At 68.1% G+C, this 14012-nt stretch carries 13 protein-coding genes; 9 read left to right on the top strand and 4 right to left on the bottom strand.

The genetic code is table 11. The annotated features are described in order from the left end of the window. Positions 1-17: 17 nt before the first annotated feature. From EV192_RS36720 to EV192_RS36710, 3 genes are all read left to right on the top strand, one after another. Positions 18-845: a class I SAM-dependent methyltransferase gene (locus EV192_RS36720; protein ID WP_132123228.1), complete on the top strand. Its 828-nt coding sequence runs from the start codon at positions 18-20 to the stop codon at positions 843-845. Next, a complete protein-coding gene (locus EV192_RS36715) occupies positions 842-1198 on the top strand; it encodes a nuclear transport factor 2 family protein (RefSeq protein ID WP_132123227.1) in 357 nt (118 codons plus the stop codon). Before EV192_RS36720 ends, EV192_RS36715 begins: the two co-directional genes overlap by 4 nt. 66 nt (positions 1199-1264) lie before the next feature. Continuing rightward, a complete protein-coding gene (locus EV192_RS36710) occupies positions 1265-2161 on the top strand; it encodes an RNA polymerase sigma-70 factor (protein ID WP_132123226.1) in 897 nt (298 codons plus the stop codon). 1 nt (position 2162) lies between these two features. On the opposite strand, the gene EV192_RS36705 is transcribed toward EV192_RS36710, so the two are convergent. After that, positions 2163-2771 (bottom strand): TetR/AcrR family transcriptional regulator, encoded by a 609-nt coding sequence (locus tag EV192_RS36705; RefSeq protein WP_132123225.1) that lies wholly within the window; start codon positions 2769-2771, stop codon positions 2163-2165. A 92-nt stretch (positions 2772-2863) separates the two neighbouring features. On the opposite strand from EV192_RS36705, the gene EV192_RS36700 reads away from it, so the two are divergent. After that, on the top strand, positions 2864-3229 hold the full coding sequence (locus EV192_RS36700; protein ID WP_132123224.1) for an ester cyclase: 366 nt from the start codon (positions 2864-2866) through the stop codon (positions 3227-3229). A 9-nt stretch (positions 3230-3238) separates the two neighbouring features. On the opposite strand, the gene EV192_RS36695 is transcribed toward EV192_RS36700, so the two are convergent. Continuing rightward, entirely contained in the window at positions 3239-3583 is a 345-nt protein-coding gene (locus EV192_RS36695) for an ArsR/SmtB family transcription factor (RefSeq protein ID WP_132123223.1), read from the bottom strand. 116 nt (positions 3584-3699) lie between these two features. Here EV192_RS36695 and EV192_RS36690 point away from each other — a divergent pair, with 116 nt between their 5' ends. After that, entirely contained in the window at positions 3700-5127 is a 1428-nt protein-coding gene (locus tag EV192_RS36690; protein WP_207926475.1) for an MFS transporter, read from the top strand. A gap of 185 nt (positions 5128-5312) precedes the next feature. Here the strand turns inward: EV192_RS36690 and EV192_RS36685 are convergent, their stop codons facing one another. Next, positions 5313-6434: an HNH endonuclease signature motif containing protein gene (locus tag EV192_RS36685; RefSeq protein ID WP_165960825.1), complete on the bottom strand. Its 1122-nt coding sequence runs from the start codon at positions 6432-6434 to the stop codon at positions 5313-5315. 417 nt (positions 6435-6851) lie between these two features. On the opposite strand from EV192_RS36685, the gene EV192_RS36680 reads away from it, so the two are divergent. The 4 genes from EV192_RS36680 (at position 6852) to EV192_RS36665 (ending at position 13401) form a co-directional block, all read left to right on the top strand. Next, positions 6852-7691, top strand: a complete 840-nt coding sequence (locus EV192_RS36680; protein WP_132123221.1) for a siderophore-interacting protein — start codon at positions 6852-6854, stop codon at positions 7689-7691. Between the two features lie 126 nt (positions 7692-7817). After that, positions 7818-10541 carry an AfsR/SARP family transcriptional regulator gene (locus EV192_RS36675; RefSeq protein WP_132123220.1) on the top strand — a complete coding sequence of 908 codons (2724 nt, stop codon included), beginning with the start codon at positions 7818-7820 and terminating at the stop codon, positions 10539-10541. A gap of 214 nt (positions 10542-10755) precedes the next feature. Then, positions 10756-12390, top strand: a complete 1635-nt coding sequence (locus tag EV192_RS36670; RefSeq protein ID WP_165960824.1) for a M28 family metallopeptidase — start codon at positions 10756-10758, stop codon at positions 12388-12390. Between the two features lie 33 nt (positions 12391-12423). Continuing rightward, positions 12424-13401: a LacI family DNA-binding transcriptional regulator gene (locus tag EV192_RS36665; RefSeq protein WP_243727305.1), complete on the top strand. Its 978-nt coding sequence runs from the start codon at positions 12424-12426 to the stop codon at positions 13399-13401. Positions 13402-13435: 34 nt separating this feature from the next. Here the strand turns inward: EV192_RS36665 and EV192_RS36660 are convergent, their stop codons facing one another. After that, the gene (locus EV192_RS36660; RefSeq protein ID WP_132123217.1) at positions 13436-13894 is read right to left on the bottom strand and encodes a cupin domain-containing protein; all 459 of its coding nucleotides are present in this window, start codon (positions 13892-13894) and stop codon (positions 13436-13438) included. Positions 13895-14012 lie beyond the last annotated feature (118 nt).

Below are 14012 nucleotides of genomic sequence, written 5' to 3'. Positions count from 1 at the left end.
ATCCGTAGGATCGCCGGGTGAACAACGACGACTTCGACAGCTTCGAACGAGCCGGCTGGGTCGGCCGCGCCGCCGCCTACCAGCGCGGCTTCGCCCGGATCACCGCGCACACCATCCCGTTCCTGCTGGACGCCGCCAAGGTCACGGCCGACACCCACGTCCTGGACGTCGGCTGTGGCCCCGGCATCGTCACGTCGGCGGCCGTGGACCGGGCCGCCGACGTCGTCGCCGTCGACGCCGATCCCGAGATGGCCGCGCTCGCCGGGGCGGAGAACCCGTCGGTGCCGGTGCATGTGGCGGTCCTGCCGACCCTTCCCTTCGCCGACAACACGTTCGACGCGGTCGTGGGCAACTTCGTGATCAACCACACCGGTGACCCCGCGGCCACGTTGACGACGCTGCGCCGAGTCCTGAAACCCGGCGCGCACCTCGCGCTCACCTGCTGGACCTACCCGGCGATGCGGGCCAACGGCGTGTTCACCGAGGCGGTCGAGGCAGCCGGCGTCCACCATCCGGACGACGTCCCCGCCGGCAGCCCGATGAGCCAGCACGCCCAGCAGGCCCCGTTCGGCGAGCTGCTCACGTCCGCCGGCTACCGGGACGTGCGGGTGGACGTGCTGAGCTGGATCCACCGGGTGGACCCGCACGCCTGGTGGACCGACATCCTCGCCGGGACGTGCGTGAACGCGGCCGTGATCACCCGCCAGGACGAGCTGACCCAGGCCCGGATCAAGCGGGAGTACCTGCGGATCGTCAAGGAGTACGCCACCCCGGAGGGCCAGGTGGCCCTGCCCGCGGTCGCCCTGCTCGCGTCCGGCGTCGCACCGACGGGTGATGGCGGATGAGCGGTCTCGACGACCTGATCGACACGTACTGCGCGGCGTGGAGCGATCCCGACCCGACGCGTCGGCGCGAGTTGCTGAGCGGTGTGTGGACGGACGGCGCCACGTACACCGACCCGACCGTGCACTGCGTCGGTGTGGACGAGTTGCTCGCGCATATCGCCACTGTGGTGGCACGTCGTCCCGGCGCACAGGTCGTCCGGACGAGCCCAGTTGACGCCCATCACGACCTGGGCCGATTCGCGTGGCACGTGGTGTTGGCCGATGGCTCCGCGTTGCCGGAGGGGCTGGATGTCGTCGAGTTGTCGGCCGGGCGGATCCGCCGGATCATCGGCTTCTTCGGGCCGTTGCGCTAAGTGTCACAAAACGGCGGGATGCGGCGTCTGGTGGGCGACACAGCCGAGAGCGAGGAGGAGCCGTCCATGGCCCCCGAGAACGACCGCCCGGACGCCGCCACCGAGGTGTTCCTCACCCACCGCAACCTGCTGTTCACGGTCGCGTACGAGATGCTCGGCTCGGCCGCCGACGCTGAGGACGTCCTGCAGGAGACCTGGCTGCGGTGGGTGGGCGTCGATCTCGACACCGTGCGGGAGCAGCGCGCGTACCTCGTCCGGATCGCCACCCGCCAGGCACTGAGCCGGCTGCGCACGCTCGGCCGCCGCAAGGAGTCCTACGTCGGTCCGTGGCTGCCCGAGCCGCTGCTGACCGCGCCTGACGTGGCCGAGGACGTCGAGTTGGCCGACAGCGTCTCGATGGCGATGTTGCTGGTGCTGGAGACACTCGCGCCGGTCGAGCGGGCGGTGTTCGTGCTGCGCGAGGTGTTCGACGTCGGGTACGACGAGATCGCCGAGGCTGTCGACAAAAGCCCGGCCGCGGTCCGTCAGATCGCCCACCGGGCACGGACCCACGTCGCGGCCCGCCGACCGCGCGGGGCCGTGTCCAGGGACGAGACCCGCAACGCGCTTGAGGCGTTCCAACGGGCGGCCGACACGGGCGACCTGCAGAGCCTGCTCGACCTGCTCGCGCCGGATGTCGTGTTCCTGGGCGACGGCGGGGGAGTCAAACAGGCCGTGCTGCGGCCCGTCGTGGGGGCCGACAAGGTGGCGCGCCTGCTGGCTCTCGGGCTGGACAACATCGACGCGGCGTCGCTGCGACTGGCGCAGGTCAACGGCTACCCGGCGCTGATCCTCCGGCTCGACGGCGAGATCGACACCGTCCTGGCGATGCGCGTCGAAGACGGCCTCATCACTGGGCTCTACGCCGTGCGCAATCCCGAGAAGCTGTCGCACATGGAGCGGGAAACCGCTCTGCGCCGCTGATTTACCGAGGGCGCAGTCCGTCGAGGATGATCTGGGCGAGGTGCGCTGAGCGTTCCCGGTTGGTCTCCGCGTTGGCGTGGCGGATGGCGGCGAAGGCGCCCGCGACGAGCGCCATCACGTCGTCGACGGTGACGTCGTGGCGCACGACGCCGGCCGTGTGTGCGCGTTCGAGCAGGTCCGCGACCTGGCCGGTGAGGTTCGCCGCGACGTCCGGGGCGGCGGTGCGCAGGTCGAACTCGGCGGCCACCAGCGCGCTCTTCACGGCGACGTTCTCGGCACCCATCGCCATCATCCGGGACAACTGGGTGAACAGCGCCGTGGGATCGCCGGTGGCGGCGAGCACTTTCGCCTCCGCCACCAACTGTTCCAGCTGATCGATCGCGACGGCCAGATACAGCGCTTCCTTGGTGGGGAAGTGCCGGTGCACAGTGCCGGGGCCGACACCCGCGCGGCGCGCGATCTCGTCGAGCGAGACGCCGAGACCGCCCTTGGCGAACAGTTGCTGTGCGGTCTCTAGGACCCGCTCGCGGTTGCGGCGTGCGTCGGCTCGCAGCTCGCGGTCACTTCCGTGAGCTGTCGGTGTGTCGCGCTCGGGCGTTCTGCTGGACATGGCGACCCTAGTGTAACCGGGGCTTCGCACCGTATAGTCCGGTCATAACCGGGGCGACGACCCGGTTATGACGATCACGAGGAGGCCCGCCGATGACCGCGCGCGACCCCGGAGCCCTGGTGCGCCGGATGCAGGAGTGCTTCAACACCCGCCAGTTCGACCAGGCCGACGACCTGTTCACCGCCGATTTCTTCAGTCACGCGCTCGGCACCGCCGGGTTCGAGGCGGGCAAACAGGCCTGGCGGACCCTGGTCGCGCACTTCCCCGACTACCGCGTGGTCGCCCAGGACATTCTGGTCGACCGCGACAAGGTCGCGGTGCGCTCGTCCGTCGAGGGGATTCCGGACGGCGACGTGCCGCCGGTGATGATCGAGATCTTCCGGGTCTCCGATGGCCGGCTCGCCGAGATGTGGGGGCTCGCCCAGGGACTCCCGCTTGACGTGCTCCGCGCCGGTTGACCCGAGGAGTCAGCGCCTGCGTCCGACGGGCTGGGCGGCCACGTCGGTACAGGCGCCGGCCAGGATGGAGTCGAGCAGTCCCGGGTAGCGCTTGTCCAGGTCCAGGCGGCGGAGCGAGACCAGGTTCTCCCGGCCTGAGGGCTGTTGCCAGATCACGCCGCTCTCCCGCAGGACGCGCCAGTGGTGCGTCATGGTCGACTTCGACGTGACGCCGAGCATGCTCAGTACGCTGCCGCAGTTGTGTTCACCGCCGGCGTCGAGCACCTGGACGACGCTGAGCCGCAGGGGATTTCCCAGTGCCAGCAGAACGTTCTCGATCCGGATCTGATCCCGGTCGGGGTGGAGAAGGTTCATATGTCCCACTGTAGTCGGACAGTCAAACAGTCGTACTTGTCAGACGGTACGTTAGTACGCAATCATACGTACTAACGTACCGTCCAAGAGCGACATTCAAGGAGGGCTCATCCCTCATGTCCACGTCATACGCGCCGGCCCCGAGCGGTGTGCGGCCACGGCTGGGCTGGATCCTGGCCCTGCTGGCACTGGCCCAGCTGATCTACGGGCTCGACCTCAACATCGTGTACGTCGCGCTCCCGGACATCGGGACCAAGCTCGGCTTTCCCGGCCAGACACAGCAGTGGGTGATCAGCGCCTACGTGGTCTTCGCGGGCGGCTTCCTGCTGCTCGGCGGGCGCGCGGCGGACCTGCTCGGCCGCCGCCGGATCTTCGTACTCGCCCTCGCTCTCTATGCCGCGTCGTCCCTGGCGGGCGGACTGGCCGGCAACTCCACTGTGGTCATCGTGGCCCGCGCCGTGCAGGGCATCGGCGGGGCCTTGCTGCTGCCGTCCACTTTGGCGTTGATCAACACGCTGTTCGACGAAGGTCCACAACGGAACCGGGCACTGGCGGTCTGGGGCGGTGCCGGCGCCAGCGGTCTCACCATCGGCGCCCTGCTGGGCGGCGTGCTCACCGAGAACCTGGGCTGGCGCGCGGTCTTCTTCGTCAACGTGCCCCTCGCCGGCCTGGTCGCGCTGGCAGCACTGTTCGTCATTCCACGGGACGCGGCCCGGGGCGAGCGCCGCCGGTTCGACCTCGGCGGCGCGCTCAGCGCGACCGCGGGCGTCACCCTGCTGGTTTTCGGTCTGGTGCAAGGCCCGGAGCAAGGATGGGGCGACCCCGTGGTGGTCGGCGCCTTCGTACTGGCCGCCGTGCTGCTGGCGGTCTTCACGATCATCGAGGCGCGCAGCGCCGATCCACTGATGCCGTTCCGCCTGTTCCGCAACCGCAACCTGACCATCGGGATCACTGTCATCTTCATCTACATGGCGACATTCGGTGTGTTGCCGTACTTCCTGACTGTCCTTTTGCAACGCGTGCACACCTACAGTGCCTTGCAGACTGGACTCGCGTTCCTCGTGCCTTCGGTCGCCATCGCCGCGGGCACTCAACTCGGCGCGCGCTTGACCACGCGCATCGGTACGCGTGGCGCGCTGGTGATCGGTTTCACCATCGGTGTCGTCGGCACGGTCTGGCTCGCCTTCGGGTTCGACGCCACCGGATACCCACAACTGGTGCCCGGACTGGTGATCTCCGGCGTGGGGCAGGGCATCGTCTGGACCGCGATGTGGATCGCCGCCGCCACCGGCACCGCGCCACGGGAACAGGGCATCGCCAACGGCGTCGCCTCCACCACCCTCAACATCGGGAACGCCATCGGTCTGGCGGTGTTCACTGCCGTTGCCACTGCCGCCGGCTCTGGCTCGTCCGAGCACGCGTCCGCCGATGGTGAGTTCTTCGTGGTGCTGTTGACGGCGGCGGGCATGCTGGTCGGGTTGCTCGTCTCACTTGCGCTGCGGCGGAACAGTGGTTGTGAGCCCTCCGTGCCTTCAGGTCTTTGATCCTGGTTGTCTTTCGGGGGCTGGGTTCGTCGGGCGTCGCTCTTTTTTGGACCTTTCGAAAAGAATGATTGTGCTGGGCGCGAAACGTTGTTTGGTCACCTTGGAGTGCGGTTTCCAGCCTCGGGTTCCGGTTCCGGCGCTGGTTACCCTTCTGTGGTTCCATTCCAGCCAAAGACAACTGATCTTCACGCAACGAGCGCTGGAGGTGTGGTCTGGTACCGGCGACCTTCAGGACTGGTAAACACCAACACACCCTCACTCGGCTGATAAATGTCCCAGTCGCTGCGCTCGCGGAGCAGATTGTGATACTTACACAATGCGGCGAGATTGTCCGTGCTGCTGAGTCCCTGATCGCAATGACGAACAGTGTGATCGATCTCCGACCGGTGGGCGGTGGTGGTGCAGCCGGGCATGCGGCAGTGCTGGTCGCGCAACCGGACATGCTCGGCCATCGCTGGTGAGGGGAATCGGCGTGGGCTGGCTTCCAGGAGATGTCCGGCTGGGTCGGTGAGGATCCGTCGCCAGGTGGCATCACGCGCCAACTCCCGGGCATGCTCAGCCGTGATCGGCCCATACCCTGACAGCACACCGGGCTGCTCATTGAGGCCCATCAGTGTGGTGGCCGGGACGGTCACATTGACCTGGACCTTCACCCGGTCCCGCTGCTCACCGAAAATCAATCCCAGCAACACATCCGCCCGACACTGCCCCAGCGTCCGATCGGGGGTCTTGGCCTTGCGGGCGAGCTTGTCGATCTGTTGGTGGGCGGCCAACGCCTGCTCGGCGGTCAGGGCAGCGCTGAGGTGCCCGACCCCGTCCTCGCCTGCCATGTAGGTGACATCGCGGTCCTCCCGGGCAGTCACCCGGCGGCGTTCGGCGGAAGCCGGGTCGACTTTGATGACGTGGTAGCGGATGGAGTCCCGGAACCGGCTGGGGTTGGTGCGGCCTCCGTAGGCCAACACCCGTCGTTCCACCCGCCCGGCATCCTCCATCGACAACACCTCGGTCAGGTCATCCATCGCCAGCGCCCGCTTGAAGTCGATGTCCCCGGCGGCCAACGCGTCCACGGTCGCGGGCAGCCGAGTGGCCAGGCGCTGTGCCCGCAGAATCTGCGTGGCGGCGGCTTGCGGGCTGACTCCGATCTCAATGGCGACCTCTTCCCGCGCGCCATCAGCCAATTCAGTGTGGCGTCGGGTCGGTGGCCGCAACACGGCGAACCGAGCCAGCACGCGCACCTTGGCGGCCTCTGCCTCGGCGATAACCCGTTCGGCGGCGGTCAGGACATCCAGGCATTCCGACGCGGACATCTCTTCAACAGGAATGTCGACCGGCGGAAGCGGTGTACGAAAGAGAGTTAGTTCCCCACCCATGCCTCAATGATATCGAAGATTGGTGGTGGTGGCTAATCGTAAATTGAGTGTGGGGGGTCTTTGGCTGGAATGGAACCACAGAAGGGTAACCAGCGCCGGAACCGGAACCCGAGGCTGGAAGCCACACTCCAAGGTGACCAAACAACGTTTCGCGCCCAGCACAATCATTCTTTTCGAAAGGTCCATAAAAGAGTGGCGCCCGAGGAACCAGCCCCCCGAAGGACAACCAAGATCAAAGGTCATAACGGTACGAAGCATCCCCACCACCCCGGACGAAGGCGAACGTGACCCAACCCTCCGGGTTAGGTAAGGCTAAGTTGGAGGTGCACAGATCATCGTAGGAAGGCGTTCTACATGGCGAACAGGCCTGCCCGGCCGGCGACCGTCGGCGTTGTCACCCGGGTTGAGAGTCTCACTCCGCACATGGTGCGGGTCGTGGTCGGCGGCGAGGGGCTCGCCAAGCTGGCTATGGGCGAGTGCACTGACCACTACGTCAAGGTGCTGTTCACGCAGCCCGGCGTGACCTATCCGGAGCCGTTCGACGTCAACGCGATCCGCGAGACGATGCCGCAGGACACCTGGCCGGTCGTGCGCACGTACACGGTTCGCCGTTGGGTGCCGGACGTGCCCGAGTTGTGGCTCGACTTCGTGGTGCACGGCGATGAGGGTGTTGCCGGCCCGTGGGCGGTTCGTGCCCGGCCTGGGGATCCGGTTCGGTTCATGGGGCCAGGTGGCGGTTACGCGCCGAGTCCGGAGGCGGACTGGCATCTGCTCGTCGGCGATGAGAGTGCTTTGCCGGCGATCGCGGCGGCGCTGGAGGGGATGCCCGCTGGTGCGACTGTGAAGGCGTTCATCGAGGTCGCGGACGACCAGGAGGTGCAGAAGCTGGAGACGCCGGCGGGCGCTGAGATCGTCTGGCTGAGCCGGGATGGCCGGCAGGTGGGGGCGGCGCTGGTTGACGCCGTTCGCGGCCTGGCGTTCCCGGACGGTGAGGTGCACGCGTTCGTCCATGGTGAGGCCACGTTCGTCAAGGAACTGCGCGGTCACCTTCGTTTGGAGCGTGGCCTGCCGATGCGGCAGCTGTCCATCTCGGGTTATTGGCGGTGTGGCCTGAACGAGGACGGCTGGCAGTCCAGCAAACGTGAGTGGAACCAGCAGGTCGAGCGCGAGCAGGAGGAGTCCCAGCCTCGATAGCGGCGACCGGTGTCCACCAGTGGGACCATCGGGGGTGGGGCCGCCTGGCGGCAATCTGGGGAAAACCTGGTAACGCCGGTCAGTCCGGGTGAAACGATGCCGTCGGGAACGTCCTGAGGGGGGACGATGACGGCTGGGTTCCGTCTGCTGGGCGACATCGAGGGGCGGGTCGACGGCCGACCGGTCGCGTTGGGGCATCAGCGGCAGAGGTCCGTGTTGGTCGTGTTGTTGGTGGAGGCCAACCGGGTGGTGCCGGTCGACCAGTTGGTCGACCGGGTGTGGGCGGGGCAGCCGCCACACCGCGCGCGGGAGACGCTGTACGGCTATGTGCACCGATTGCGGCGGGCGTTGGCCGTCATGGCCGAGGTGGACATCGTTCGGCAGCCGGGCGGCTATCTGCTGTCGATCGACGAGGATCTGATCGATCTCCACCGGTTTCGGGACCTGGTGCGGCAGGCTCGTGCGACGGACGAGGACGCCACCGCGTTGGCGTTGTTCGAGGAAGCGTTGGCACTGTGGCGGGGTGGGGCGTTCGCCGGCGTGGACATCCCGTGGCTGAACGGTGTCCGCGAGGTCGCCGAGAAGGAACGGTTCGCGGCCGAGCTCGACCACACCGACCTGCGGTTGCGGCACGGCCAGCACACCGACCTGGTGGCCGGCCTGGTCAGCCGGGCCAGCGAGCACCAGTGGGACGAACGGCTGGCGGCCCAGTTGATGCTCGCCCTGTACCGGTGCGGACGACAGGCCGACGCCCTGGCGCACTACGAGCAGACCCGGCTCAGGCTGGCCGACGAACTGGGCATCGATCCCAGCCCGGCCCTGCGTGACCTGCGCCAGCGGATCCTGACCGCCGACCCCGAGCTCATCGTTCCCGTGCCGCAACCGGTTAAGCCCGCCGCACACTCCACATCGGACAGTCAGCTGGATCTCGCGACGCGGGAGTTGGCGATGGCGGTCACCCGCCAGTGGACCGCGGAGGCCGAGACACGGTCGCTGCACCGGCCGGCGCCGGTCCGGGTGCGGTGGTCGACCACGGGCCGGCCGGTTTCCGCCGCCGCGGCAGGGACCGACGTGCTGTTCGGTGACATCGCCGACGTGGCCGCGAAATTCCGGGCGCTTTCGGTGCGTCAGCTGGTGGTGCTGGGCGAGCCGGGCGCGGGCAAGACGGTACTGGCCATCCTGCTGACCCTGGGCCTGCTGGCCGACCGCACGCCGGTCGAGCCGACCCCGGTCCTGCTGTCCCTGTCGTCCTGGAACCCCCACCGGGACCACCTGCACTCGTGGTTGGCGCGCCGGTTGGTGGCGGAGTATCCCGGTCTGGGCAACGCCGGCGCGTACGGGCCGGACGCCGCGACCCGTCTGGTGGCCGAGGAACGCGTGATCCCGGTGCTGGACGGGCTCGACGAGACACCACCTGGGGCGCACGCCGCCGCGATCGACGCCCTCGACCAGGCGATCGCCGGCGGCCGTCCGCTTGTGGTGACGTGCCGGGCCGAAGAGTACGAGACCGCGGTCCGGCACAGCGGCGCCATCCTCGCCCGAGCCGCCGTGGTGGAGATCGAACCCGTCGAACTGGATGACGCCATCACGTTCCTCACCGCACGCCGCCATCTCGGCGACACCCGTTGGCAGCCGGTCGTCGAGCACCTGCGCCACCACCCGGACGGTCCGCTGGCGCGGGTGCTGTCGACGCCGTTGATGGTCGACCTCGCCCGGACCGCGTACACCCGTCCCAGCAGTGACCCCGCTGAACTCCTTGACCCGTCCCGGTTCGCCGACCGGGCCGGGATCGAGGAGCATCTGCTCGACAGTTTCGTCCCCGCCGCCTACGCACACCGTCCGCCACCGCCGGGACTGCCGCCGGCGGCCACCCGGTACGAACCGGAGCAGGGCCGCCGGTGGCTGGCGTTTCTGGCCCGTCACCTACAGCGGGTGCCGACCCGTGACTTCGCCTGGTGGCGCCTGGTCCAGGAGATCCCGCGGCCGACCCGGGGCCTGGTGTTCGGCCTGCCGGCGGCGGTCCTGTTCGCGATCACCGGCCTGGTGGTGGCGGGTCCCATGATGGCCTTGGTCTACGGCTTGTCCACGGCAGCGGCCGGGTGTGCCGCGCACGGCTGGGGAACACGTCCGGAACCGCTGCGGGTGGAGGTGCGGTTCCAGGGCACCGCGACACGTTTCCTCATCCGGTTCGCGGTCGGCGCGGCCATCAGCGTGGTGATCGGGTTGGCCTGGTCGCTCCCGGTCGTCGTGGTGCTCATCCTCGCGGTGGTCTTCGGGTTCGGGATCGGGCTGCACGTGTGGCTGAAGGTGCCCACCGGGGCCGACCGAGCGTCCACCCCGGCGGCCGCGCACCGCCAGGACCGGGTCGCGACGTGCGCGTTCGCCCTGTCCGTGGCGTTGTCGATCGGGCTGTTCTACGCGTTCACGATCGCGGTGAGCCAGCCGTCCAGCGGCCTGGGCACAGTCCCGGAGACGTTCTACTTCGCCCGCGCGCTGCCGGCCGGTCTTGTGTCGGCGCTGTTCGGCTGGTTCGCGTTCCGGCGCCTCGGCGCGGTGAGCTACGGGCTGGCCGGCTTCGTTGTCGGCGGCCAGGCGATGCCGCACCACATCCCGCTCGGTCTCGGCCTGGGGGCCGGAGCACTCTTCGGACTCGCCATCGGCCTCGTCGCGGCCCAGTCCCGGTCGTGGGGCGCGTACCTGGTCACCCGGACCTGGCTGGCGCTGCGCGGGCGGACACCGTTGCGGCTGAACAGGTTCCTCATCGACGCCCACCAGCGCGGAGTCCTGCGCCAAGCCGGCGCGGTCCACCAGTTCCGGCACGCCCGACTCCAGGACCACCTCGCGGACTGAACGCCTGGGTGCTCACCGTCGCATCCGTTGACAGACAGTCACTTCGCGCTCATCAACGGCTGAGAGTCCGAATCACGACTTGTGCCTCTGGTCGCGTAAACGGATGTGTGGCACGGTGTTCCCGCTCGGTCGGTTGGCGAATTCGAGTCGCTTGCGATGGGAGCTTCCGATGTCTCGACGTCCTGTGAAGTTGTCGCGTCTGTTCATGGTTCTGATGGCGGTTGTCGGTCTGTTCGCTGGGGTCACCGCGGTGCCGGCCAGTGCGCAGTCCGCTGTTGACGATGTTTCCGTTGACGGGTTCGGCGGGGCCGAGTGCGCCCACCGGGTCAACGACACGGCGCGCAAGTTGTTGCCCTGCATCCGAACCGAGGATCTTTGGCACCACATGAAAGTGTTGCAGGCGATCGCCGACGCCCATCCGGGGCCGGACGGCCATCCGTCGCGCAACTCGGGCGAACCGGGCTACAAGGCGTCCGCGGACTATGTCGCCAAGGTGATGCGTCAATCCGGTTATGACGTCACAATCCAGACATACCATTTCTTCTACTTCGCTTTCACGGCAGTGCCGACGTTGCGCGAAGTGTCGCCGACTCCGCACGACTTCACGGTCGCCACTGACTGGAACCCCGGACAGAGCACCGGATCCACGACCGCGGCCCTGCAACCCGCCGGCGGCATCGTGATCCCGCCGACGCCGACGCCCAGCTCGTCCAGCGGCTGCGCGGCGACCGATTTCACCGGTTTCGTCCCGGGTCGGGTCGCGTTGATCCAGCGCGGTACGTGCAACTTCGGCGTCAAGGTCCAGAACGCGCAGGCGGCCGGTGCCTCCGGTGTCGTGATCTTCAACGAGGGCAACCCCGGCCGGACAGGCGTGTTCGGCGGCGGTGGCCTGCAGGACGCCGCCGGGAACCGGGTCGTCCCCAACATTCCGGTCGCATTCGTCCCGTTCGCGACGGGCAGCGATCTGGTCACCCAGTCCAGCCAGGCGGTCAAGCCGGTGATGACCATCGGTATCAAGGCGGTCGTGAACCCCAACGCCGAGGACTTCAACGTCATCGCCGACTCACGCGGCGGCGACCCGAACCACACCGTGGTCGTCGACGCGCACCTGGACGCGATCTACGGCGCCGGCATGCTCGACAACGCGTCCGGCTCGGTGACGATCCTCGACATCGCCCAGATGATGCGCAAGGTCAAGCCGCGCAACAAACTGCGGTTCATCTGGTTCGGCGGCGAGGAACTCGGCCTGCTGGGGTCGAACTTCTACGTCGACAACCTCAGCCCGACCGAGCTGGCCAAGATCGGCTACGACCTGGACGCGGACGTGACCGCGACACCGAACTACATGGTCGGGGTCCTCGACCCGGCCGGGGTCGACCTGTTCTCCCGCACGGTGTCGACGACGTTCCCGCCGCAGGTGTACGAGCCGTCCAAGGTCGGCCGGGACCACGGCATCCACTACTTCGACTCGATCGGGCTCAAGAACGAGCTGTTCTCGCCGGTGGGCACGGACGCGTTCGCGTTCAACATGGCCGGGGTCCCGGCGAGCGGCGTGCTGACCGGGCAGGACTGCTGCAAGAACGAGCAGGATGTCGCGCTGTTCGGCGGATCCCTCGGCAACTTCGAGGGCAACGTGCCGAGCTTCGACGGCGGCTGTGTGGACAACCCGTTCCGGTGGTGCGACAACCTCAGCAACAACGACCCGAAGGTGTTGACCTTCATGTCCAAGGGGTTCGCCAACATGGTGGTGAAGATGGCGTTCGACCGGACGGTGTTGGGGTCGGGCCACAAGCCGCCGGGCCACAAGGTCGCGGCTGCGACACAGGTCAGGGGTCAGTCGACGAGCTGACCCAACGTCCTTACGTGCTCTACAGTGGCCTGCGTGACCGCGCGCAGGCCAACCCTCCTCGATGTCGGGCGGCTGGCAGGGACTTCGACGGCCGTCGTCAGCTACGTGCTGAACGGCGGCCCTCGGCCGGTGTCGGAGAAGACGCGGGTCAAGGTCGAAGAGGCCATCCGGATGCTCGGCTACCGGCGCAACCCGCTCGCCGGCGCGTTGAGCGGCGGCCGGTCCAACCTGATCGGCCTGCTGGTGCCCGACACCGCGAACGCCTTCTTCGGCGAGCTGTCGCGGCACATCGAGACGGAGGGCCGTCGCCGGGGCCTGCTCACGTTGCTCGGCAACACCGGCTACCGCACGTCCCTCGCGGGCGAGTACGGCGCGGCGTTCTCGGAGTTGCGTCCGCGCGGGATCTTCGTGACGACCGGCGAAGAGCCGCCGGAGGACGACGAGACACCCCGGGTCTACCTGCAGTGGGCCGTCCCCGGCAGCAGCTCGCCGAGCGTGACCTTCAATGACTTCCACGGCGCGAAGCTCGCCACCGAACACCTGCTCTGGCACGGCTACGAGGACATCTTCTGCGTGGCCGGCGAGCTCGCGGTGGGACCGGCGGAAGGCCGTGAAGGGGGTTGGCGCCAGGCCATGGCGAACGCGGGCCTGCCCACCGAAGGCAGGCTCATCCGGACCGCTTTCGATCGGGTCGAGGCCGGGCGAGCGGTGCGGCAGGTCCTGGAGAACCGCACGCGGATCCGCGCGATCTACGCCACCACTGACGAGCAGGCGTTCGTGACGATCCGTACCGCGACGAGCCTGGGGTTGCGTGTACCCGAGGACCTCGCGGTCGTGGGCTTCGACGGTATCCGCGAGGCACGACTCGGAAGCTTCCCGCTCACCACCGTCAGCCTTCCGCTCGACGAGTTCGCGGTCTGCGCCTTCAACGCTTTGGCAGACGGCGGGCCGGCGGCGTCGGTCGTCCTGGATGGCACGCTCAGCATCGGCTCGACATGTGGATGTGCCTGACCCCGCCGCGCGAGCGCACGGCGGGGCGGGCGTTCTACTGTGTGTGCTCGTCTGAGGCGTAGTTGGGGCTCAAGGACAGGGCGCTGAACCGGAACGGCCGGTCGACCCGGTTGAAGCCGAGCGGGCAGTGCCGGACGCCGGCCGGGATGTACACCGACCCGCTGGTGGTGATGGTGTGCCGGACGCCTTCGATGTCCATGTAGATCTCGGCGCCGAGATCGTCCACATCGGCCGGGTTGTTGCCGTGCCAGATCAGCACCTCGTCGTAGTCGTGCTCGTGCTCCTTGACCCACTGCACCGGCTCGCTGCACTCGTTGATCCAGGTGTAGGTCAGGTGGATCTTGCTCGCGGGGACGTCCTTGGACCGCATGAGCGCGAGCGCCGGGCCCACGTTGTCCGGGTCGACGACGCCGGCGGCGGCTCCTTCGTTGACGAGGTCGTCCAGGCAGTTCTGCATCTTCCTGACGAACAGGTGCTCGTACGGACTGGTCATCGGCCCTCTTCCTCCATAGTCGTTCCCCCTGGCTGTCCGGCCGACGCTAGCACGATCTAAGCGCTTAGAAAGTTGCCCGAGCCCCTTCCGATGCGGCGATCGGCAACGTACGGTATGG

Origin of the sequence: Actinocrispum wychmicini, from assembly GCF_004345645.1 — a bacterium.
GTDB classification, from domain to species: Bacteria; Actinomycetota; Actinomycetes; order Mycobacteriales; family Pseudonocardiaceae; genus Kibdelosporangium; species Kibdelosporangium wychmicini.
This window is presented reverse-complemented; position numbering and strand designations above follow the sequence as displayed.